Origin of the sequence: Caulobacter sp. SSI4214 (assembly GCF_012184455.1) — a bacterium.
Lineage (GTDB): Bacteria > Pseudomonadota > Alphaproteobacteria > Caulobacterales > Caulobacteraceae > Caulobacter > Caulobacter vibrioides_E.
Genome location: NZ_SZWJ01000081.1, coordinates 1 through 19,653, shown reverse-complemented (window position 1 = coordinate 19,653; position 19,653 = coordinate 1). Strand labels below are relative to the sequence as shown.

At 66.3% G+C, this 19,653-nt stretch carries 18 protein-coding genes; 10 read left to right on the top strand and 8 right to left on the bottom strand.

Features of this window, described 5'->3' with window-relative positions; genetic code table 11:
* The 7 genes from FCU40_RS18305 to FCU40_RS18275 all read left to right on the top strand — a co-directional run.
* On the top strand, positions 1 to 882 hold an 882-nt coding region (locus FCU40_RS18305), incomplete at its 5' end, for a DNA replication and repair protein RecF (RefSeq protein WP_168076882.1).
* The gene (gene gyrB / locus FCU40_RS18300) at positions 879 to 3,335 is read left to right on the top strand and encodes a DNA topoisomerase (ATP-hydrolyzing) subunit B (RefSeq protein ID WP_168076881.1); all 2,457 of its coding nucleotides are present in this window, start codon (positions 879 to 881) and stop codon (positions 3,333 to 3,335) included. The genes FCU40_RS18305 and gyrB, both read left to right, overlap by 4 nt.
* 205 nt (positions 3,336 to 3,540) lie before the next feature.
* Positions 3,541 to 4,608 (top strand): methyl-accepting chemotaxis protein, encoded by a 1,068-nt coding sequence (locus FCU40_RS18295; protein ID WP_241693643.1) that lies wholly within the window; start codon positions 3,541 to 3,543, stop codon positions 4,606 to 4,608.
* A 370-nt stretch (positions 4,609 to 4,978) separates the two neighbouring features.
* Positions 4,979 to 5,587, top strand: coding sequence for a hypothetical protein (locus FCU40_RS18290; protein ID WP_004615942.1), 609 nt, complete (start codon positions 4,979 to 4,981; stop codon positions 5,585 to 5,587).
* A 70-nt stretch (positions 5,588 to 5,657) separates the two neighbouring features.
* Positions 5,658 to 6,923: an outer membrane beta-barrel protein gene (locus tag FCU40_RS18285; protein ID WP_168076879.1), complete on the top strand. Its 1,266-nt coding sequence runs from the start codon at positions 5,658 to 5,660 to the stop codon at positions 6,921 to 6,923.
* 65 nt (positions 6,924 to 6,988) lie between these two features.
* On the top strand, positions 6,989 to 9,208 hold the full coding sequence (locus tag FCU40_RS18280; protein WP_004615936.1) for a polysaccharide biosynthesis tyrosine autokinase: 2,220 nt from the start codon (positions 6,989 to 6,991) through the stop codon (positions 9,206 to 9,208).
* Entirely contained in the window at positions 9,198 to 11,135 is a 1,938-nt protein-coding gene (locus FCU40_RS18275) for an O-antigen ligase family protein (protein WP_168076878.1), read from the top strand. The genes FCU40_RS18280 and FCU40_RS18275 overlap by 11 nt, the downstream gene beginning before the upstream one ends.
* 89 nt (positions 11,136 to 11,224) lie before the next feature.
* On the opposite strand, the gene FCU40_RS18270 is transcribed toward FCU40_RS18275, so the two are convergent.
* From FCU40_RS18270 to FCU40_RS18255, 4 genes are all read right to left on the bottom strand, one after another.
* Positions 11,225 to 11,887 carry a dTMP kinase gene (locus FCU40_RS18270; RefSeq protein ID WP_168076877.1) on the bottom strand — a complete coding sequence of 221 codons (663 nt, stop codon included), beginning with the start codon at positions 11,885 to 11,887 and terminating at the stop codon, positions 11,225 to 11,227.
* A gap of 326 nt (positions 11,888 to 12,213) precedes the next feature.
* Positions 12,214 to 13,239, bottom strand: a complete 1,026-nt coding sequence (locus FCU40_RS18265; protein WP_168076876.1) for a helix-turn-helix domain-containing protein — start codon at positions 13,237 to 13,239, stop codon at positions 12,214 to 12,216.
* A 154-nt stretch (positions 13,240 to 13,393) separates the two neighbouring features.
* On the bottom strand, positions 13,394 to 13,993 hold the full coding sequence (locus FCU40_RS18260; RefSeq protein ID WP_004615928.1) for a polysaccharide biosynthesis/export family protein: 600 nt from the start codon (positions 13,991 to 13,993) through the stop codon (positions 13,394 to 13,396).
* Between the two features lie 86 nt (positions 13,994 to 14,079).
* Positions 14,080 to 14,868, bottom strand: coding sequence for a metallophosphoesterase family protein (locus FCU40_RS18255; RefSeq protein WP_168076875.1), 789 nt, complete (start codon positions 14,866 to 14,868; stop codon positions 14,080 to 14,082).
* Positions 14,869 to 15,151: 283 nt separating this feature from the next.
* Here FCU40_RS18255 and FCU40_RS18250 point away from each other — a divergent pair, with 283 nt between their 5' ends.
* The gene (locus FCU40_RS18250; protein WP_241693642.1) at positions 15,152 to 15,946 is read left to right on the top strand and encodes a transglutaminase-like cysteine peptidase; all 795 of its coding nucleotides are present in this window, start codon (positions 15,152 to 15,154) and stop codon (positions 15,944 to 15,946) included.
* Between the two features lie 166 nt (positions 15,947 to 16,112).
* Here FCU40_RS18250 and FCU40_RS18245 read toward each other — a convergent pair whose 3' ends face one another.
* The gene (locus FCU40_RS18245; protein WP_168076871.1) at positions 16,113 to 16,268 is read right to left on the bottom strand and encodes a hypothetical protein; all 156 of its coding nucleotides are present in this window, start codon (positions 16,266 to 16,268) and stop codon (positions 16,113 to 16,115) included.
* Positions 16,269 to 16,466: 198 nt separating this feature from the next.
* Between FCU40_RS18245 and FCU40_RS18240 the strand changes: the two genes are divergently transcribed.
* Positions 16,467 to 17,120, top strand: coding sequence for an exopolysaccharide biosynthesis polyprenyl glycosylphosphotransferase (locus FCU40_RS18240; RefSeq protein ID WP_168076869.1), 654 nt, complete (start codon positions 16,467 to 16,469; stop codon positions 17,118 to 17,120).
* A gap of 33 nt (positions 17,121 to 17,153) precedes the next feature.
* Here FCU40_RS18240 and phaZ read toward each other — a convergent pair whose 3' ends face one another.
* From phaZ to FCU40_RS18225, 3 genes are all read right to left on the bottom strand, one after another.
* Positions 17,154 to 18,416: a polyhydroxyalkanoate depolymerase gene (gene phaZ, locus FCU40_RS18235; protein WP_168076858.1), complete on the bottom strand. Its 1,263-nt coding sequence runs from the start codon at positions 18,414 to 18,416 to the stop codon at positions 17,154 to 17,156.
* 109 nt (positions 18,417 to 18,525) lie between these two features.
* Positions 18,526 to 18,945 carry a hypothetical protein gene (locus FCU40_RS18230; protein WP_168076856.1) on the bottom strand — a complete coding sequence of 140 codons (420 nt, stop codon included), beginning with the start codon at positions 18,943 to 18,945 and terminating at the stop codon, positions 18,526 to 18,528.
* Positions 18,942 to 19,343: a metallopeptidase family protein gene (locus FCU40_RS18225; RefSeq protein WP_168076854.1), complete on the bottom strand. Its 402-nt coding sequence runs from the start codon at positions 19,341 to 19,343 to the stop codon at positions 18,942 to 18,944. The genes FCU40_RS18230 and FCU40_RS18225 overlap by 4 nt, the downstream gene beginning before the upstream one ends.
* A 153-nt stretch (positions 19,344 to 19,496) precedes the next feature.
* Between FCU40_RS18225 and FCU40_RS23395 the strand changes: the two genes are divergently transcribed.
* On the top strand, positions 19,497 to 19,653 hold a 157-nt coding region (locus FCU40_RS23395), incomplete at its 3' end, for a hypothetical protein (RefSeq protein WP_168076851.1).

The window sequence follows — 19,653 nt, the reverse complement described above, 5'->3', positions numbered from 1 at the left end:
GGCGTCGAGCAGGGCGGGGCGGCCCGTCGCGCGGTCCGTATCGAGGGCGAGACCGCGCCGCCGGGACGGCTCGCCGACCACGTTCGTCCGATCTGGCTGACGCCGGCCCAGGATCGCCTTTTCCTGGAGGCGGCCTCCGAGCGCCGCAAGTTCTTCGACCGCCTGGTCTTCGCCGGAGAGCCCAGCCACGCGGCCCACGCCAACGCCTACGACAAGGCCCAGCGGGAGCGAATGCGGCTGCTGACCGACGCCTATGAGGCCGGAACGGCGCCGGACGCGACCTGGCTGAGCGCCCTGGAGGCTCGCCTCGCGGAAAGCGGCGCCTTGATGGCCCAGGCCCGGGCCCGCACGCTTCTGGCGTTGCAGGCCGAGATCGACGGGCGCGGCGATCGTCCCTTTCCCCAGGCGCGCCTCACCCTGACCGGCGACTGGGAAGGGATGGCCCTGGACGGCGCGCCTTTCGCCGAGATCGAGGAAAGGTTAGCCGCCGCGCTCACTGTCGCGCGCGCCCGCGACGGCGCCGCCGGTCGGGCCCTGACCGGTCCCCATCGGGGCGATCTGGCCATCTTCCACGTCGAGAAGGACCGTCCGGCGGCGGAATGCTCGACCGGTGAGCAGAAAGCCCTGATCCTGAACCTGATTTTGGCTCAGGCGGCGCGACTTTCGCGTGCGGAATCCGCGCCGAATCCTGTAATACTGCTCGACGAAGTCGCCGCGCATCTCGACCTGACCCGTCGGGCCGCTCTGGCCGACGAACTGACGGCGCTCAAGCTCCAGGCCTTCCTGACCGGCACGGACGAGTCGCTGTTCGACCATCTCAAGGGTCGGGCGCTAGGCGTTCGCGTGGGCGACGCTGGCCTGACTGTTCTGGAAGACGAATGACCGAGAACACCGAAGACCAGGTCCCGCCGGAAAACCCGAACGAAGAGGCCGTCGCCGCCGAATATGGCGCGGATTCGATCAAGGTGCTGAAAGGCCTCGACGCCGTCCGCAAACGTCCGGGCATGTATATCGGCGACACCGACGACGGCTCGGGCCTGCACCACATGGTCTACGAGGTGGTCGACAACGCCATCGACGAGGCCTTGGCGGGCCACGCCACCAAGGTCCAGGTGATCCTCAACGCCGATGGCTCGGTGACCGTCACCGACGACGGACGCGGCATTCCGACCGACATCCACGAAGGCGAGGGCGTGTCGGCGGCCGAGGTCATCATGACCCAGCTGCACGCTGGTGGGAAATTCGACCAGAACAGCTACAAGGTCTCGGGCGGCCTGCACGGCGTGGGCGTCTCGGTCGTCAACGCCCTGTCGGACTGGCTGGAGCTGCTGATCCACCGCAACGGCAAGGTCCATCAGATGCGCTTCGAGCGCGGCGACGCGGTGACCTCGCTGGCGGTGACCGGGGAGTCGCCGGTGCGCGAGGACGGTCCGAAGGCCGGAGAGGTCCTGACGGGCACCGAGGTGACCTTCTACCCGTCGAAGGACACCTTCGCCTTCATCGAATTCGACCGGAAGACGCTGGAGCATCGCCTGCGCGAGCTGGCCTTCCTGAATTCGGGCGTGACGATCTGGTTCAAGGATCACCGCGACGCCGAACCCTGGGAAGAAAAGCTGCATTACGAGGGCGGCATCGAGGCCTTCGTTCGCCACCTGGACAAGGCCAAGGCCCCGCTGCTGAAGGCGCCGATCACGGTGCGCGGCGTCAAGGACAAGGTCGAGGTCGATCTCGCCCTTTGGTGGAACGACAGCTACCACGAGCAGATGCTGTGCTTCACCAACAACATCCCGCAGCGGGATGGCGGCACGCACCTTTCGGCGTTCCGCGCGGCGCTGACGCGGATCATCACCAACTACGCCGAAAGCTCCGGCATCCTGAAGAAGGAAAAGGTCAGCCTCGGGGGCGAGGACGCGCGCGAGGGCCTGACCTGCGTGCTGTCGGTCAAGGTGCCGGATCCCAAGTTCAGCTCGCAGACCAAGGACAAGCTGGTCTCGTCGGAGGTGCGCCCGGCGGTGGAAGGCCTGGTCCAGGAGGGGCTCGCGACCTGGTTCGAGGAGCATCCGAACGAGGCCAAGGCCATCGTCAGCAAGATCGCCGAGGCCGCCGCCGCCCGCGAGGCCGCGCGCAAGGCGCGGGAATTGACCCGGCGCAAGAGCGCGCTCGACATCACCTCGCTGCCCGGCAAGCTGGCCGACTGTTCGGAACGCGACCCGGCCAAGTCCGAACTGTTCATCGTCGAGGGCGACTCGGCGGGCGGGTCCGCCAAGCAGGCCCGCAATCGCGACAATCAGGCGGTCCTGCCCTTGCGCGGCAAGATCCTGAACGTCGAACGCGCCCGCTTCGACAAGATGCTGTCGTCCGACCAGATCGGCACGCTGATCACGGCGCTGGGCGCCGGCATCGGCCGTGACGACTTCAATCCCGACAAGGTGCGCTACCACAAGATCGTGCTGATGACCGACGCCGACGTCGACGGCGCCCACATCCGCACTTTGCTGCTGACCTTCTTCTACCGGCAGATGCCGGAGCTGATCGAGCGCGGCTACATCTACATCGCCCAACCGCCGCTCTATAGAGCGGCCAAGGGCAAGTCCTCGCGCTACCTGAAGGACGACGCCGAGATGGACGCGTTCCTGGTGGACGAAGGCGTCGACGGGGCCGAGCTGGACCTGGCGTCCGGCGAGCGGATGACCGGGCAGGACCTGCTGGCCCTGGTCCAGACCTGCCGCTCGGCCAAGGGCAATATCGACCGCCTGGCCGCTCGCGCGCCGGCCTCCGCCATCGAACAGGCCGCCCTGGCCGGTCTGCTGGGCGAGGCGCCGGACGCCGCGGCGGCGGCCAAGCGCCTGGACCTCTATGCCGAGGAGGGCGACGGTCCCTGGTCGGGCGAGCGCGGCGATACCGGCTTCGTGTTCAGCCGCGTTCGTCGCGGGGTGTCCGAGCGGATCGTGCTGGACGATGTCCTGCTGCACGCCGCCGACGCCCGTCGCCTGGCCGAACGCGCCGTCAAGCTGGCGGAGGTGTTCTCGGGCCGCGCCGTGTTCCGCCGCAAGGACAAGTCGACCACGATCCGCGGTCCGCTGGACTTGGTCAACGCGGTGCTGGACGCCGGCCGGAAGGGCCTGACCATCCAGCGCTACAAGGGGCTGGGCGAGATGAATCCCGACCAGCTCTGGGAGACGACCCTGGACGTGGAGGCTCGCACCCTGCTGCAGGTTCGCGTCAACCACGCCGACGACGCCGACGACATGTTCAGCCGCCTGATGGGCGACCTCGTCGAGCCGCGTCGCGAGTTCATCCAGGAAAACGCCTTGGACGCCGAGGTCGACGTCTGACGCTGAGCTTTATGGCTTAGTTTCTGAGCAAGTGTTTGTTTTCCAAGCGCCGGGCGCCCAATCGCAGGGCGCGCCGGCGCTTCCGTGCGTAAAGATCCCGGGAAGGCCGGATCTCCCCGCCGTCCGTATCGTCCGGCCTTAAGGCGGGCGCCATCTTCCTAGGGTTGGGCGATTCGCCCAGGCGTTCGCGTGGGGTGTGCGGAGTATGGAGTCAGACGTCAGTCTTCGTCCGGAAAGGATCCTGGACCTTTCCGACCGACTGTCGAGCGTGGCGGGGGCCAAGATCGGCGAGATCGCTCGGGTGAACCGGGCGGCCAAGATGCTGGCGATCAACGCCCTGATCGTGGCGGCGCGCGCGGGCGAGGCGGGCAAGGGTTTCGCCATCGTCGCCGAGGAGTTCAAGAAGATCTCGACCGAGATCGACTCGGTCGCCGCGGCGCTGGAAAGCCAGGTTCGCGCCGATCTGGACGAACTCTCGGCCGTCGGCGGGGCGATTCTGGGTCATCTGCGCGGTCAGCGCTTGGCGGACCTCGCCCTCAACGCCATCGAGATCGTCGACCGAAATCTCTACGAGCGCACCTGCGACGTGCGGTGGTGGGCCACGGACTCGGCCGTCGTGGCCTGTCTGGCCGACGATGGCGTCGCCGCGCGCCGCCACGCCAGCGAGCGGCTGGGCGTGATTCTGGACGCCTACACGGTCTATCTCGACCTCTGGATCTGCGATGCGCGCGGACGCGTGATCGCCAATGGGCGCCCTCGCCGGTATCCGAACGTCGTCGGCCTGTCGGTGGCGGACGCGCCCTGGTTCCGGGAGGGCCTGCGCACGGCCAGCGGGGACGATTTCGTGGCCTGTGATATCGAGCGGGCCCGCGCGCTGGACGACGCGCCGGTCGCCACCTACGCCACCGCCATCCGCGCGGGCGGTCGGAGCCGGGGCGAGGTGCTCGGTGTCCTGGGCGTGCATTTCGACTGGCGGCCCCAGGCCCAGGCCGTGGTCGACGGCGTGCGCCTGACGCCCGAGGAGCGCGAACGTTCGCGCGTTCTGCTTCTGGATCAGAAGGGGCGCGTGCTGGCGGCCTCCGACAATCGCGGCGTGCTGACCGAGATCTTTCCGCTGGACGTTTCCGGCGGGCCCATGGGCAGCTACGCCGACGGCGACAGCACCGTCGGATACGCCCTGACGCCCGGCTACGAGACCTATTCGGGCCTGGGATGGTACGGCTGTCTCGTCCAAGCGGGGCAGGCTTCGGACGTATCCACCGTCGCGGCCTAGCGGGGACCCCCCAATCTTAACCTTAAGATTTGCGGATATTTGGAGCTATTTGGTCGCCTGATACGCGAAAGCGACCAGATTCTTCGCATTCCCAATTGATTCTAGGTTGTGACCGTTGCCATTGGGCGCGGCCCGTGATCTTTTATGGGTTAAGCGGACAGCGATAATTCTGTGAAGCCCTTTCAAGTGATGGCGACTGTCACAAGCCAGATCTAGGGGTGTTTGCGTCAGTTCTTTAAAATCGCCGCGTCCGGGTGTGGCCTCGAAGAGACGTTTTGGCGGCAAAAGCGACAAAACATCGTCATCCGGGCTGGAGCATTTTTTTACATTGTCCTAAAGGGACGCCGATCAATTGGAGGGAGCAGTCCTCATGGCTTTCAATCGCGTTCGCGCCATCGCGGTCAGTCTGGCCGTCGCGCTCGCGCCCGTGGGCGCTGGCCAGGTCTGGGCTCAAGCCACGCCGGCCCCCACGGCCGCCTCGCTGCAAAGCACCATTCAAACGGCCGCCGCCACCGCCGCGCAGCAGCCGGGCTTCGCCAGCCTGTCGCCGGCTGAAAAGCTGGCCGCCATCCAGGCCGCCGTGTCCAACGCGCTGGCCGCTTCGGGCGCTTCGCCCCAGGCGATCTCGCAGGCCCTGATCACCGCCGTGTCGAACGGCACGGTCAGCGCCGGCGTCGCCATCCAGGTCGCCGCCGCCGTCGCGCCGCAGATGGCTCAGACCGTCGCTCAGGCGCCGGCCGTGACCCAGCAGCTGGCCCAAACCGGTCAGTCGGCCACGGTGACCCAGACGGCCGCGACCACCCCGACGGGCGCGCCGAGCGTTCTGGTCAGCCTGCAAGGCGTCTCGTCGACCGCTCCGGCCAACACCAACACGGCCGGCAGCGCGAGCACCACGGGCTCGAACACCAACACGAATACGACAACGACGGCGCCTTACGATCCGTGCGCTGGCGTGACCGCCGCTTACTGCGGCGGCTAATACCGAGTTGCTTGGGCGGATCGGCGCGTCACGACGCGCGCCGGGCGTCTCCTACTGGTGGGGATAAGATATGCGAATTCTGACGTGCTCGGCCGTAGCGGCCTGTATCGCGTTGACCGCGCCGCAATTCGCGCAGGCGCAGGACCTTGGTTCCAACTTCAGCCGCGATCGGAACGTCAGCGTTCGTGACCGGCCGCGCCCGGACTACGAGGCGACGGGTCAGAAGGCCGGCGGCTTCACCGTCTATCCGCGCGTTACGGTGGATCTGGAGCATAACGACAACATCTACGCCGTCGCGACCGGCAAGATCGATGACAACATCTGGCGCGTGAAGCCTGAGCTGGCCGTCCGTTCGGACTGGTCGCGTAACGCCATCGGCTTCTTCGCGGGCGGCAACATCATCCGCTATGCCGACCACGACACGGAAAACACCGAAGAGTACACGGTGTCGGCCAATGGTCGCCTGGACATCGCGCGCGGCTCGAATATCTCCGGCACGGCTCAGTTCCAGCGCCTGACCGAACCGCGCACCGCGATCACCGCCGGTACGCCGGCCGGCGCCACGCCGAAGCCGGTTCAGTACAACCTGGTCACCACCAGCCTGGTCGGCGTCAAGGAGTTCAACCGTCTGCGCCTGACCGGGCGCCTGGACGACAAGGACTTCAATTACAAGGACCAGGGCGTCGCCTCGTTCAATCAGAACAGCCGCGACCGCAATGAGTTCTACTACGGCGGCAAGGCCGAGTACGCGGTCAGCCCGGATACGGCCATCTATGCGACGGTCACCGGCAACAAGAAGGACTACGACCTCAAGACTCCGGCGACCAACCGGACCTCGGACGGTTACGTGGTCGGCCTCGGCGCCAACTTCGATCTGTCGCAAGTGATGCGCGGCGACATCCAGGCCGGCTACATGAAGCAGTCCTATGATCTGGCGACGTTCAAGGACGTCAGCGGCTTCAGCGCCGCCGGCAATATCGAATGGTTCCCGAGCCAGCTGACCACCGTCGGCGTGAACGGTTCGCGGACGATCGAAGAATCGGTGGCGCCCGGCGCCGGCGGCTTCATCTCGAACACCATCGGGGCCTCGATCGACCACGAGCTGCTGCGCAACGTCCTGCTGTCGGCCGCCTACAACCACAGCAACGACGACTATCGTGGCATCGACCGGACCGACAAGCGCGACAACTTCTCGGCCACGGCGACCTACCTGCTGAACCGTCGCGTGGGCCTGTTCCTGACCTACAACTATCTGAAGCAAGACTCGACGGGCGTGGCCAAGGCCTCGTCGTTCAAGGACAACAAGCTGACCGCTTCGGTGGCCCTGCAGTTCTAAGACCGCTTCGCGGATCTGAAAAACGTCCACGAAACGGCAAGATTTGCCGATTACTGAGAGTGGTTATGGACGGCTCCGGTTTTGAAACTTCGAACGCTCCGGTGAATGACACCGGAGCGTTGTCTTTTGACCTGAACGTCGCGATCGCGACCTTCAGGCGACGCTTCCGCCTCTTCGCGGCGGTCGCGGTGGTGGTGTTCGCGGCGGTGGTGCTCTTCACTCTGCAGCAGACGCCGCTCTATACGGCGACCGCCCAGGTCATGCTGGACGTGCGCAAGGAACAGGTCACCGACATGAGCGCGGTGCTGTCGGGTCTGCCGGCGGACTCGTCCGTCGTCGACACCGAGGTCGAGGTGCTCAAGTCGCGGTCGCTGGCCGGTCGCGTGGTCAAGGAGCTGAAGCTCGACCAAGACCCCTATTTCAACCCCTATCTCCCGGGCGCTCAGGGGCCGACGGCTTGGCTGTCCGTCCTGAAGAAGGCGGCGTCTCCGACCGCCACCAACGATCCGGCCGAGCTGCAGCGTCGCCGCGAGCGCATCGTCGACAACCTGTTGGGCGGGTTGAAGGTGCGGCGCGCGGGCCTGACCTATCTGATCGCGATCGACTACACCCACGTCGACCCCAAGCGGGCGGCCGAGATCGCCAACGCCTTCGCCAATCTGTATCTGACCGAACAGCTGGAAGCGAAATTCGACGCGACCCAGAAGGCCAATGAATGGCTGGATACGCGGGTCGGCGAACTGCGCGATCAGGTCCAGCAGGCCGACGCGGCCGTTCAGCAGTACAAGATCGAACACAACCTGATGAGCGCGGAGGGGCAGAACCTCACCGAGCAGGAAATCTCGGGCCTGAACCAGCAGCTGGCCCTGAGCCGCGCCGCCCAGGCCGAGACCGACGCCCGCCTGGCCATCGCGCGCCAGCAACTCGCCTCGGGCAGCAACGGCGAAGACGTGGGCGAGTCCCTGAATTCGCCGGTTGTCCAGCAGCTGCGTCAGCAGCGCGCCGCCAAGAGCGCCCAGGTCGCCGACCTCAGCGGCCGTTATGGCGATCGACACCCGGACCTGCTCAAGGCCAAGCGCGAGCTGGCCGATATCGACGGTCAGATCCAGGCCGAGATCAAGCGGATCATCTCCAGCCTCGAAGCCCAGGCCAAGGTGGCTCGCCAGCGGACCGGTTCCGTGGCGGCCAGCGTCTCGACCTCGAAGGGCGCCCTGGCCGGCAACAACCGAGCTAGCATTGGTCTGGCGGAGCTGCAGCGTAAAGCCGACTCGGTCAAGAATCTGTACGAGACCCTTCTGGCGCGCTTCAAGCAGACCTCGACCCAGCAGGGCATCGAGCAGGCTGACGCCCGCGTGGTGTCGCCGGCCAAGATCCCGACCGGACCCAGCTATCCCAAGCCGGCGTTGAACATGGCCCTGGGCCTGGTTCTGGCGATCGGCGCGGGCGCGGCCGCCGTGGTGCTGGCCGAGATCATGATGGCGGGCCTGTTCACCGAGGACGAGGTCGAGCGTCGTCTGGGCCTGCCCTATCTGGGCGCTGTCCCGACGCTGGGCACCACCGTCGACGACGCTAAGACCCTGAAGGGCCTGACGCCGCCCGATTACCTGCTGGCCAAGCCGCTCTCGAGCTTCGCCGAAAGCCTCCGCAAGCTGCGGGCCTCGGTGCTGTTCTCCAAGGTGGGCGAGAAGATCCAGGTCATCGCGGTCACGTCCTCCCTGCCGGGCGAGGGCAAGACCACGACCAGCTTCTCGCTGGCCCGCACCCTGGCGACCTCGGGCGCCAAGGTGGTTGTGGTCGACTGCGACCTGCGCCAGAGTGCGATCAGCCAGTTCCTGAAGGAGCCGGCGCCGGTCGGCCTGCTGGAGGTCCTGAACGGCGTCGCGACGCTGGATCAGGCCCTGGTCGACGACGAGAGCGGCGCCAAGATCCTGCCGCTGGCCAAGTCGGCCTATACGCCGCGCGACGTGCTCGGCTCGGCGGCGATGCATCGTCTGCTGCAGGATCTGCGCGGTCGGTTCGAGATCATCCTGCTGGACACCGCGCCGTTGCTGGCGATCGCCGACACCCGCATCCTGGCGCCGCACGCCGACGCCGTGGTCATGCTGGTCCGCTGGAAGAAGACGCCGGTCAAGGCCGTACAGTCCGCCCTCAGCCTGCTGCAAGGCACCCGCGCGTTCATCGCCGGCGTGGCCCTGACGCAGATGGACCTGAAGGCTCAGGCCCGTTACGGCTACGGCGACTCCTACTACTACTACGCGAACTATCGAAAGTACTATGCGGACTAAATCCCGGCGGGGCGGAGACTCGTCGCCGCCCCGCGCGGGCAAGGTCCGGACCCTGCGGGTGTCCGAGGGCGTCGCGATCGGCGCCCTCGTCGCGCTCGTGCTCGTGGAGTTGCTGGCCTTCGGCGCCAGCGACGTCGTGGTCGCGGCGGTCTTCGGCGTCGCGCACGCCGCCTTTCTCCTGATCCTGCTGGCGACCTGCGGCTGGGCGCGCAAGGTTCCCTTGCCGCTTGCGAAGCCATGGCCGGGGCTGCTGTTCGCGGTCGTGCTGGTCGCCGTGGCCTGGCCGCTGACTCCGTTTGGTCCTGGCGGCGCCCATCCGGTCTGGCGTTATCTCGGCGACCACGGCGGCGCGATCACCGTGGATCGATCGACGCTGGTTCTCAACATCCTGCGCCTTCTCGGCCTGGCCTGCCTGTTCCTCGCCAGCCAGATCATCGGGGCGTCCGAGACGCGCCGAAGGGCGTTGTTCTGGTGGCTGCTGATGGGCTTGGCCGTCTTCGCCGTCGGCGCGATCATCGACCATGTGTCGTTGCGCGCCGGTACGCGCTTGAGAGCCACCCTGCTGAGCCCGAACAGCGCCGCCAGCCTGATGGGTGTCGGTCTCGTCTTCGCCGCCATGTTCCTGTCGCAAGCGATCCAGAAGACGGGCGGTTCGGTTCGCCTCGAGAAGCTGGGTCTCGACGCGAGCCTGAGCGTGGCGGCCGCCGCGATTTTCGCGGTGGCGCTGGCCATGACCGCCTCGCGCGGCGGGATCTTTTCGACCGTGGTCGGACTGGCGGTCCTGCTGACCTGGCAGGTGCTGGCTCAAGGACGCCGCGTCCGAGCCATCGCCATCGTCGGCGGGGCGGCCGCCCTGCTGGTGGCGATTGGCGTCGCCATGCGCAGCGCGGACCTGACGGCGCAGCGACTGCAGACCCTCGACGGCGACATCGCCGTGCGCAAGATGATCTTCGACGCCCACTGGCAGGCCTTCCAGTCCTCGCCGTGGTTCGGTTTCGGCCTGGGGTCCTTCCCGGTCGTCAATCAGATGATCATGACCAGCACGAACCTGCCGGTGCTGTTCGATGTTCGCGCGTCCCACAATCTCTATCTCCAGTGGCTGGAGGAAGGGGGCGTGGTCGGCGCGGCGCTGATGGGCGCGTGGCTGCTGATCGCTCTTGGCCGTATCGCCGTCCAAGGGGTAAAGCCCGGAACGAGCGCGGCCCTGGCGCGCGCCGGCGTCGCCGCCGCGATCCTCGTGCTGGCGCATGGGTTCTCGGATTTCGCCGTCCAGGTCCCGGCCTTGCAGACCCTTTTCGCCATCGGGCTGGGCGCGATGACGGCCGTTTCCGCCCTGCCGGGCCGCGGCAAGGCCGCGCCGCCTTGGCGAGGCGCGGTGGCGTTCGGCGGACTGACCTTCGTCGCGTCGCTGCTGGTCGCGGCGCCGATGGTCGCCTCGCGCTTCGGAGGCGACCTCGCCGACATGCCGACCGCCTCCGCCGAGGTGCTGGCCAGCGCGATCGAGGCCAAGCTGGCGCGCGATCCTCGCGATCCAGCCACGCTGGCCCGACTGGATCGCTTGAGCCGACGGGAGCTGGCGATGCGTCCGGGAGCCGGCGCGGCCTGGTTGCGGCGCGCGGCGATCGACTTCCAGCGCAACGACGTCACGGCCGCCAATCTCGCCCTCGACCGTTCCCTGGCCGTCGCGCCGCTGCAGACCAGTCTCTTCATGAGCCGCGCGCGCCTGGCCTACGAGCACTGGCCCGCGCTGACCCCCTCCAGCCGTCAGCAGGTCATGTATCAGGCGCGGATCGAATATGCGCGAGGGGGCGAGGATCGGCTGAAGACGCTGGCGAACGAGATCCGCGATCCGTCCGGCCGGATCGGTCTGGCGTTCCTGATCGTGGCCGAGCGCACCAAGGCTCAACTGGCCGCGTCGAAGCGATAGGCGCGGACGGGATTTAGACTCAAACATTTAGAGCGCGTTCGAGCGGTTTAACCGCTCACACTTAAACCTAACGCGTTCTAGGGAACGGCCTATAGCCGCGCCAGCACCCGCTCCGCGACATCGGCCGCGATCACCTCGGGCGTCCGCAGGTCTCCGCCGCTGTCGACCGCCACCACCTCCCATCGGCCGGCCAGCGGGTGCGCCGAGATCCGATCATAGGCGGCCGCCACCGACTCCTGGTAGCGAGCGTCGGTCTCGAACAGGTCCTGGTCCTTGTCGGTATAGTCCCGCTGACCCTTCTTCAAAACGAGGGCGCTTGCGGTCTTGGGATCGATCTTCAGAAGGACCTGCAGGTCGGGTCGGGGCAGGCCCAGGCGGGAGAACTCGTAGTCGAACAGCCAGCTCAGGAAGCTGTCCAGCTCGGCCGCCGGCAGGCGCGCGCCCTGGAACGCGGCGTTCGAGGCCGTGTAGCGGTCGCAAACGACGACGTCGCAATCCCATGGCGCCTTGCCGGCGAGGGTCTCGGCCCGATCCAAGGAGAAAAGCGTGGCGATGTGGTAGGCCGAGGTCGGCATGAACTGGCCATTCAGCATGGCCTCGATCGAGCGGGCCGCCTGGGTGGCGCCGTAGTTCGGAAAGCTGAGCGTCGCGACGTTCAGCCCCCGCTGTTCGAGGAGGGCCTTGACGTTGCGGGTGGTCGTGCCCTTGCCCGCGCCGTCGATGCCTTCAATGGCCACGAAGAGCGGCTTCATCGGTCGCGGACCGCGCCATCGAAGAGACGGACAATCATCACGGCGTCGGCTCCCCCACGATAGGTTCGCGAACCGATGCCGCGAATCCGCGTCTTTCTAGAGCGTGAGGCTGAAAGTGGGAAACGGTTTCAGCTCATCTCAGGTTCTAAACATTTGATTTAGAGCCTTTTTGACGCCCGAAATCGATCCCGATTTCAGGCTAACGGCTAGAGCATAGCGCGGAAAAGTGGATGCCGGTTTTCCGCGAAAAGCGATGCGAAAGCAGAAATCTAAAGCAGGCACCGCGATTCCTGTGTCGCGCGGCTTGCTCCAGGACGCGGAGAAGGTCAGACGCTCCGTAGCCAGGCCCAGACGTCGTCGGGGCGCTCGAGCGCCGAGAGCCCTTCCAGGCGGGCGGCTTCGCCCAGGCGTCGAAGGCGGCCGGGCGCGACGCCGAAACGGGCTCGAAACGCCCGACTGAAATGGGCGTCCGACCTGAAGCCGTGACGATAGCCGATCTCGCCGAGGGTGTGCTGCTCCGCGCGATCCCGCAGGATGGCGTCGAAAGCCTGATCGAGGCGCCGCGCCTGGATGAAGGCGCTGACGCCTCCCACGGGCTCGAAGGCCCGGTAGAGCAGGCTGCGCGACACGCCCAACCGCTGGCGCACCAGCTCGGGCGAAAGGGCCACGTCGTCCAGCCGTTCCTCGATGAAGCGTCGCCCCTCGGACAGCAGCATCTTCTCGATCGGCCGCGGATCGCCGGGCGTCCGCTCGGCCCGCGCCTCCAGAGCCCCCGCCGCCAGCACGGCGATGGCCTTGGCGGCCGTCGCGGCGTCGGCGGTCGTCAACTGGTCCAGGGAGGCTTCCAGCGCGCGTAGATAGGCCACCAGCATACGACAACCGTCGTCGGCGCCGGAAACCACCAGGCCATGGAAATCCAAGGTCGAGGCCTCGCCCAGCGCCGCCCGGGGCAGGATCATATGAAGGGTGCGATAGTCGCTGGCGACCGTCATATCGAAGGGGCGCGCCATGTCGATAAAGCGAACCTCGCCCCGCTGGCTGGAGGCTGGTCGGCCGTCATAGTCGCCCGCCCAGTCGCTCGAGACCAGGTCCATGACGATCAGGACCGTGTCGCCGCCATCCGCCAGGATGTGGCCGAGGTTGCGCTCGAAGCGCTGCGCCACGCCGACACAGCGCGCCAGCACGACGCTGTCCAGATTGTAGCCTTCGAGGCGATTGTAGAACCTCGCCTCCGGCGACATCAGGGTTATGTCGAAGAGATGCGCGCAGCCTTGGCGATAGAGTTCGAAGGCGTTGGCCTGGACCTTCGCGTCCAGCAGCCACAGATCCTGGCGTAAACGGGTGGCGGACAAGGAGAGCTCTTCACGCCCTTGACGACGATAGCGGAACCGGTGACCCCGGATCGCGCGTGAATGCCATATTCGCGGTTATCGCGCGAGGGTCTCCGGGCCCCGCGATGAAAGACCCGGCGAGGCCTCGCCGGGTCCAGGGGGGCGTCGCCCAGGATCAGAAGAAGCGTTCGCCGATCCGGATGGTGTCGCCGGGGGCGACCATGGTGGAGGGGCTCAGCTCGCCCTTCACTTCCTTGGTTTCGCCGTTGTGCTTGATGTAGACGCTCTTCTTGTCGGCGCGATAGGTAAAGCCGCCGGCGGTGGCCACCGCGTTGAGCACGGTCAATCCCGAGGTGTAGGGATAGGTGCCCGGCTTGTCGACTTCGCCGAGAATGTAGAACGGACGGAAGGTCAGCACCTCGGCGCTGACTCGGGGCTCCTTCAGGTATCCGTCGCTGAGAGCCTTCTGAACGGCGGCCTGGAACTGGCCAACGGTCAGGCCGGCGACCTTGATCTCGCCGATCAACGGCAAGGACATCAGGCCGCTGCCGGTGACGTAGAATTCGCCCGACAGCGAGTCCTCGCCGAACACCGTGACCCGGACTTTATCGCCCGCGCCGAGCAGGTAGTCTTCCGACTGAGCCGGAGCGCTCACCGGCTTGTCGCCTATGGCCGCCTGCCGGGCGTCGGCGACGCCGCTCATCGCGACGGTCGTCATGCCGGCGATCAGGCCCAGCATTGCAAGAGTACGCGCGACTTTCGAGACACAGCTCATAACGAAGCTTCCCACCATAAGTCTTGTCGAGTTTGGATTTTGCAATGCCACATGGCACGTGACCACGAGATGAACAAGACTAGGTCTTACGCGGCCCGCGCTTTACCGAACTGAATGATGCTGGGTTCGCCGCCGTCCAGTCTGACGGCCGTCAGGACGCCGGTGGCATAGGCGCCGGTGTCGACATTGATCCGCTGGCGTCCGACATAGACGTCTTCGACCGGCGTGTGGCCATGGACCACCGTGGCCTTCAGTCCGTGCGGGTGGTCGAGGAAGTCGTTGCGGATCCAAAGCAGATCCGCGGCCGTCTGCCGCTCCAGTGGCAGGCCCGGGCGAACCCCGGCGTGAACGAAGACGTAGTCGCCATAGCTGACCACAAGCTCCAGGTGGCGCAGGAAGGCTTCGTGCTCTGGCGGGAAGACGGCGCGGAAGGCCTGCCGAGTCTGTTCCCAGGCCTCGGGCTCCGCCCGCCCCACGGGCGGGCGAACGCCGTAGGAGTCCAGGGTCTGCCCGCCGCCGTATTCGACCCAGGACGGTCCCGCCTGCGGGTCGTCCAGGAAGTGCAGAAGGGTTTCTTCGTGGTTGCCCATCAAGGCGCGCAGGATGAAGCGTCCCTCCCGCGCCTGGCCCTGGAGCGCGATCAGGCGGTCGATTACCTGCGCCGACTGAGCCCCGCGATCGATGTAGTCGCCCAGCATGATCAGCACCGGGGGCTCGGACCGCCCCAAGGCTTGGTAGTCTTCGGTCATCCGGGCGATCAAGCCGTCCAGCAGATCGAGCCGGCCATGAACGTCGCCGACCGCGTAGAGCACGTGGCCCTCCGTCGATGGCGCCCGCCGGGGCTGCTGCTTGGGACGGAAAAGGGTCTTGAACATGAAGCGGGCCTGAGCGGCGGGAAAGCGCCGGAATTTAAGCCGCGATTTTGCCCTAGGCGGCGTTGCGGTTCAACGGGGTGGAGCGCTGTTAACCTACAATTCAGCACGGTCATTTGCTAGCAATTTACCAAGTAAATTTCCATTTCATTGTAGTTAATTTTGAAATCACCACAGTTAAACACGTAGATTATACCATCTAAATTCGCCCGATATTTAGCGATAATTTGAATACTGACCCCACGAACACAGCGGGGTTGGCATGTTCAAAGCACGAAACATTATCGTGAGCTTGGTTGGCGCCGCGGCGATGATGGCCGGGGCTCAGGCTCAAGCCGGCTCGATGCCCTTTATGCCCCGTGGCGAGGGCATGGGCGCGCCCATGGGCTTTGCCGATCTATGCCGCCGCGACGCCCAGACCTGCGGCGTACCGAACAGCCAGCTGGCGCTGCTCGGCATCGCGCCGGCGGGCAACGATATGCCGACCGCCTCTGTCGGCGTGACGGGCGCGCACCGTTTCGAGGGCGCGGTCGCCGCGCCGCTTGACGCTTTCGAGGCGAGCCTGGTCACGATCCAGAAGGTCGAGATGTTCAAGGTCGCCGCGGTGGAGGATTTCGTCGCGGCCGGTCAGGTTCGCGAGGCCGCCGCCGCGTCCGCCGCCGCCGTCTCGGCGCCGGCCTGGACCGCGCGCGCCGAGCGCGACCAACTCAAGCTGGTCAATCAGATCAATCAGTCGGTCAATCGCGATGTCCATAGCGCCAGCGACATGGATCTCTATGGCCAGCCCGAATACTGGTCGCTGCCCAAGCTGGTGAACGGCAAGCTTTATGGGGATTGCGAGGACTACGCGCTGGAGAAGCGCCGTCAGTTGATCGCCGCCGGCGTGCCGGAAGGCGCTCTGTCGATGGCGGTCGCGGTCACCGCGCGCGGCGAGAGCCACGCCGTTCTGATGGTCTCGCTCAAGAGCGGCGACTGGGTGCTGGACAATCTGACGCCCTGGGCCACGCCCTGGCAGGACCTGAACTATCACTGGGTCGAGCGTCAGGTGCCCGGCACCGCCTTCTGGACGCGGGCGGTCTGATCCTCCGAGCCCTTTGGCTTGGCGAAGGTCGCGGAACAAAAAGCCCCGGCGCTCAAGGCGTCGGGGCTTTTCTCATGGCGACGGCGTCGGCGCTAAAATGACGAAAGCCGCGCGAACGATGTCGCGCGGCTTAAGCAAGCGGCGTCTGTTGGCCGGAGGCTTGAATTCAGAGAAAGTGGGCGACCGTCGCGGCGAGGGCGCCCCAAAGCGCGGCGGAGATCAGAGCGGCTAGGCCAAGTCCCGCCATGCGCGGCAAGCGCGAGTCCCGCGACGGCGTCGCGACGGCCTCAACTCGGGCGAAGGACATCTTGGCGTCGATCATCTGTCAGCACTCCTAACGCCAACAGATGTAACATCGCGTCTCTAACGCCCGATGAAAGAGCAGAGTGTATTGCCGTTAAGGATAATGCCGAGCACCGTGAATTTTTGTCGGCGACGCATCGATATATTTGCGCTAGCCTGAAGATCTCGGAACTGGAAACCGGTCTGGGACGTGGTGGGGAACATAAAAGGTGATCTGGTGGACGGGGAGTCGTATATCGATGTTCTCTCGCCAAGATTGAGCGAAGCGCCAGCGAGAGTCGCCTTCGACATTCGTAAGCGCGCGCTGGACGTGATGGCCTCCACGGCCTTGCTGATCCTATTCGCGCCGACGCTGCTGATCGCGGCGCTGCTGGTCAAGCTGGAGTCGCCGGGACCGGCCCTCTTCCGCCAGACCCGAGGCGGCCTGAATGGCGCGCGCTTTCAGATCCTGAAGCTTCGCACCATGCGGTGCTTGGAGGACGGTCAGGACCTGACCCAGGCCCAGCGTAACGACCAGCGCGTCACGCGGGTGGGACGCTTCCTGCGGGCCACCAGCATCGACGAGCTGCCGCAGCTGCTGAACGTGTTGCGGGGCGACATGTCCTTGGTGGGCCCGAGGCCGCACGCCGCCGCGCATGATGAGTACTACGGCTCGCGGATCCCCGAATACTATGCTCGCTACCAAGCCCGTCCTGGCCTTACCGGCTGGGCCCAGGTGAAGGGCCTGCGCGGCGGCACCGAGACGGTCGAGGCCATGCGGCGGCGCGTCGAGGCCGATATCGACTACATCCAGACCTGGTCGATCCTGAAGGACGCCAAGATCGTCCTTCTGACCATTCCTTCTCTGCTGCTGACCGAGAACGCCTATTAAGCCGGGTTCGAGCGGCTTTTGCCGGCGCCGGGCTTACACCTCTTCCTCGAAGTGCGGATCGCACTTGCGGATGAAGCGGCGCACGCGCGGATAGATCTCCTCCCGGAAGCGGCGACCGTTGAACACGCCATAGTGGCCGACGCCGGGCTGGACGTAGTCCAGCTTCAGCGCCTCGGGAATGTTCGGGCACAGGCCATGCGCGGCCTGGGTCTGGCCGATGCCGGAGATGTCGTCGTTCTCGCCCTCGACCGTCATCAGGCCGATATCGGCGATCACCTCGGGCCTGACCTTCGCGCCGCGATGCGTCAGCTCGCCCTTCGGCAGCAGATGCTGCTGGAAGACGATGTCGATGGTCTGCAGATAGAACTCTTCCGTCAGGTCCAGCACCGACAGGTATTCGTCGTAGAATTCCAGGTGCTTGTCGGCGCTGTCGCCGTCGCCCTTGACCAGATCGTTGAAGTACCGGCGGTGGGCTTCCTGGTGGCGCTCGGCGTTCATGCTCATGAAGCTGGCCAGCTGGACGAAGCCCGGATAGACGCGGCGGCCCGCGCCCGCATAGGGCGGCGGCACCGTGTAGATCATGTTCGACTGGAACCAGGTGAACGGCTTTTCCTCGGCCAGCTGGTTGGTGACGGTCGGCGACAGGCGCGCGTCGATCGGCGAGCCCATGAAGGTCATGCTGGCCGGACGCGACGGGTGGTTCTGCTCGGCCATCACGGCGGCGGCGGCCAGGACGGGCGGCCCCGGTTGGCAGACGGCCAGCACGTTGGGGCGCGGACCCAGCACCGCCAGCATCTGGATGACGTGGTCGATATAGTCGTGGAAGTCGAAACGGCCCTCCAGGACCGAGACCTCGCGGGCGTTGACCCAGTCGACGATGAACACGGCGTGGTCGGGCAGGAACGCCTCGACCGTGCCGCGCAGCAAGGTGGCGTAGTGGCCCGAAAGGGGCGCGACGATCAGCACGGCCGGATCGAGGCTGAACTTTCCGGCCCGGCGCATGTCCGCCATGTCGCGGTCGAACTGAATCAGGCGCGCCCAGGGGCTCTCCCAGACGACCGTGGGCCGCACGCGCACATCGACCTGGCCGACCTTGACCTTGTCGATGTTCCAGCCCGGCTTGCCGTAGCGGCGGGTGATGTTGGCGAACAGGTCCGCGCCGGCATGGAGTCGACGGCCAACCGCCGACTCGGCGGCCGGATTCAGCGGCGATCCCCAGAAGTCCCGGGCCGCCAGCGCCGCGAGGCGCATCGGAGTGGAGGCGTAATAAGCCGCCTCATGCAGGGCATAGAGCATGGCGCATCCGCAATGTTGCGATGCAGCATAACACGCCAAATCCTAAGGGAGTCTACCCGTTCACGACTTTTTGCGCCGCGCCGCCGAGATGAGCCGACAGCTGGCGGGTCTAGAGTCCCTCCAGCGCCGCCAGCAGGCTGGGATCGCGGCGGGCCAGTTCGACGAGACGCTCGATCAGCGCCTCCTTGCCGTCGAGCGCGAGACCGTCGCGAAGGCGGGCCATGCGTTCGCGAATCCTGGCCGGACCCGCGGCGTTCGCGGCGGTCACCGTGGCGGCCTGATGCTTGCAGCCGCCGAACTTGCGAAAGCCCTCGCAGGTACAGCTTCCCTCGCCAGCGGGCGCGCGCAGCATGACGATATAGCGGTCGCCCTGGCTGCCCAGGACATGGGCGGTGACCAGGTCCTCCTCAAGGGCGACGAGGTCGACCGCGCCGGCTTCGGCCATGGCCACGCCGCTGTCGAACCAGCGCGCGTCCATCCGTTCGCGCCAGGCGTCCACGTCGAACAACGGACCAGAAACCTCGCTCATGCCTCGTCCTCGATGCGATGGATGTCGTCGTCCGACAGACCGAAATGGTGGCCGATCTCATGGACCAGCACGTGGGAGATCAGCTCGCCAAGGGGCACGTCGCCCCGTTCGGCCCATTCGTCCAGGATCGGGCGACGATAGAGAAAGATGCGCGACGGCTCGGCCGCCGGGTCCAGCACCGACCGCCGGCCCAGGTCGACGCCCTGATAGAGGCCCGTCAGCTCGAACGGATCCTCGATGCCCAGGCTGTCCAGCACCTCGTCGGCGGGGAAGTCGTCGACCCGGATGACGACGTCGCCGGACAGCTGTCGAAAGCCGTCGGGCAGGGCGTCGAACGCCTGCTTGGCCAGCAGGGCGAAGTCGTCGAGCGAGGGGGCGGGGCGGTCGGACCAGATCATGAGATTCCAAATAGAGCGATTGGCGCGAGAAACCACCGGCCGTCCGGCGAAATCCTCGGGGAACGCGTCCGCCGGCCTTGATCGCCCTCTGGCCACGATCCGGTTAATCTGGGATTCTGATTCGACGACCCGCTGGGGTAAGCAACGCGCCTGATGACTTCGTATGACCTGATCCTCGCGGCGGCGGCCGGCGCGGTTTGCCTCGCCATTTGCGTCATGCTGTTGTCGCTGGGCCAGCGCCGCCGGTACGAGGCCCGCATCGCCGCGCTGAAGGCCCGTCTCTCGCGGGAAGGCGACGGCCAGGACGCGC

Excerpts from the sequence above, each read along its gene's own strand:
- gyrB (WP_168076881.1), top strand. The coding sequence starts at position 879 with ATGACCGAGAACACCGAAGACCAGGTCCCGCCGGAAAACCCGAACGAA.
- FCU40_RS18275 (WP_168076878.1), top strand. The coding sequence starts at position 9,198 with ATGCGGACTAAATCCCGGCGGGGCGGAGACTCGTCGCCGCCCCGCGCG.
- FCU40_RS18230 (WP_168076856.1), bottom strand. The coding sequence starts at position 18,945 with ATGAGCGAGGTTTCTGGTCCGTTGTTCGACGTGGACGCCTGGCGCGAA.
- FCU40_RS18255 (WP_168076875.1), bottom strand. The coding sequence starts at position 14,868 with ATGTTCAAGACCCTTTTCCGTCCCAAGCAGCAGCCCCGGCGGGCGCCA.
- FCU40_RS18285 (WP_168076879.1), top strand. The coding sequence starts at position 5,658 with ATGCGAATTCTGACGTGCTCGGCCGTAGCGGCCTGTATCGCGTTGACC.
- FCU40_RS18280 (WP_004615936.1), top strand. The coding sequence starts at position 6,989 with ATGGACGGCTCCGGTTTTGAAACTTCGAACGCTCCGGTGAATGACACC.
- FCU40_RS18295 (WP_241693643.1), top strand. The coding sequence starts at position 3,541 with ATGGAGTCAGACGTCAGTCTTCGTCCGGAAAGGATCCTGGACCTTTCC.
- FCU40_RS18290 (WP_004615942.1), top strand. The coding sequence starts at position 4,979 with ATGGCTTTCAATCGCGTTCGCGCCATCGCGGTCAGTCTGGCCGTCGCG.
- FCU40_RS18270 (WP_168076877.1), bottom strand. The coding sequence starts at position 11,887 with ATGAAGCCGCTCTTCGTGGCCATTGAAGGCATCGACGGCGCGGGCAAG.
- FCU40_RS18260 (WP_004615928.1), bottom strand. The coding sequence starts at position 13,993 with ATGAGCTGTGTCTCGAAAGTCGCGCGTACTCTTGCAATGCTGGGCCTG.
- FCU40_RS18245 (WP_168076871.1), bottom strand. The coding sequence starts at position 16,268 with ATGATCGACGCCAAGATGTCCTTCGCCCGAGTTGAGGCCGTCGCGACG.
- phaZ (WP_168076858.1), bottom strand. The coding sequence starts at position 18,416 with ATGCTCTATGCCCTGCATGAGGCGGCTTATTACGCCTCCACTCCGATG.
- FCU40_RS18225 (WP_168076854.1), bottom strand. The coding sequence starts at position 19,343 with ATGATCTGGTCCGACCGCCCCGCCCCCTCGCTCGACGACTTCGCCCTG.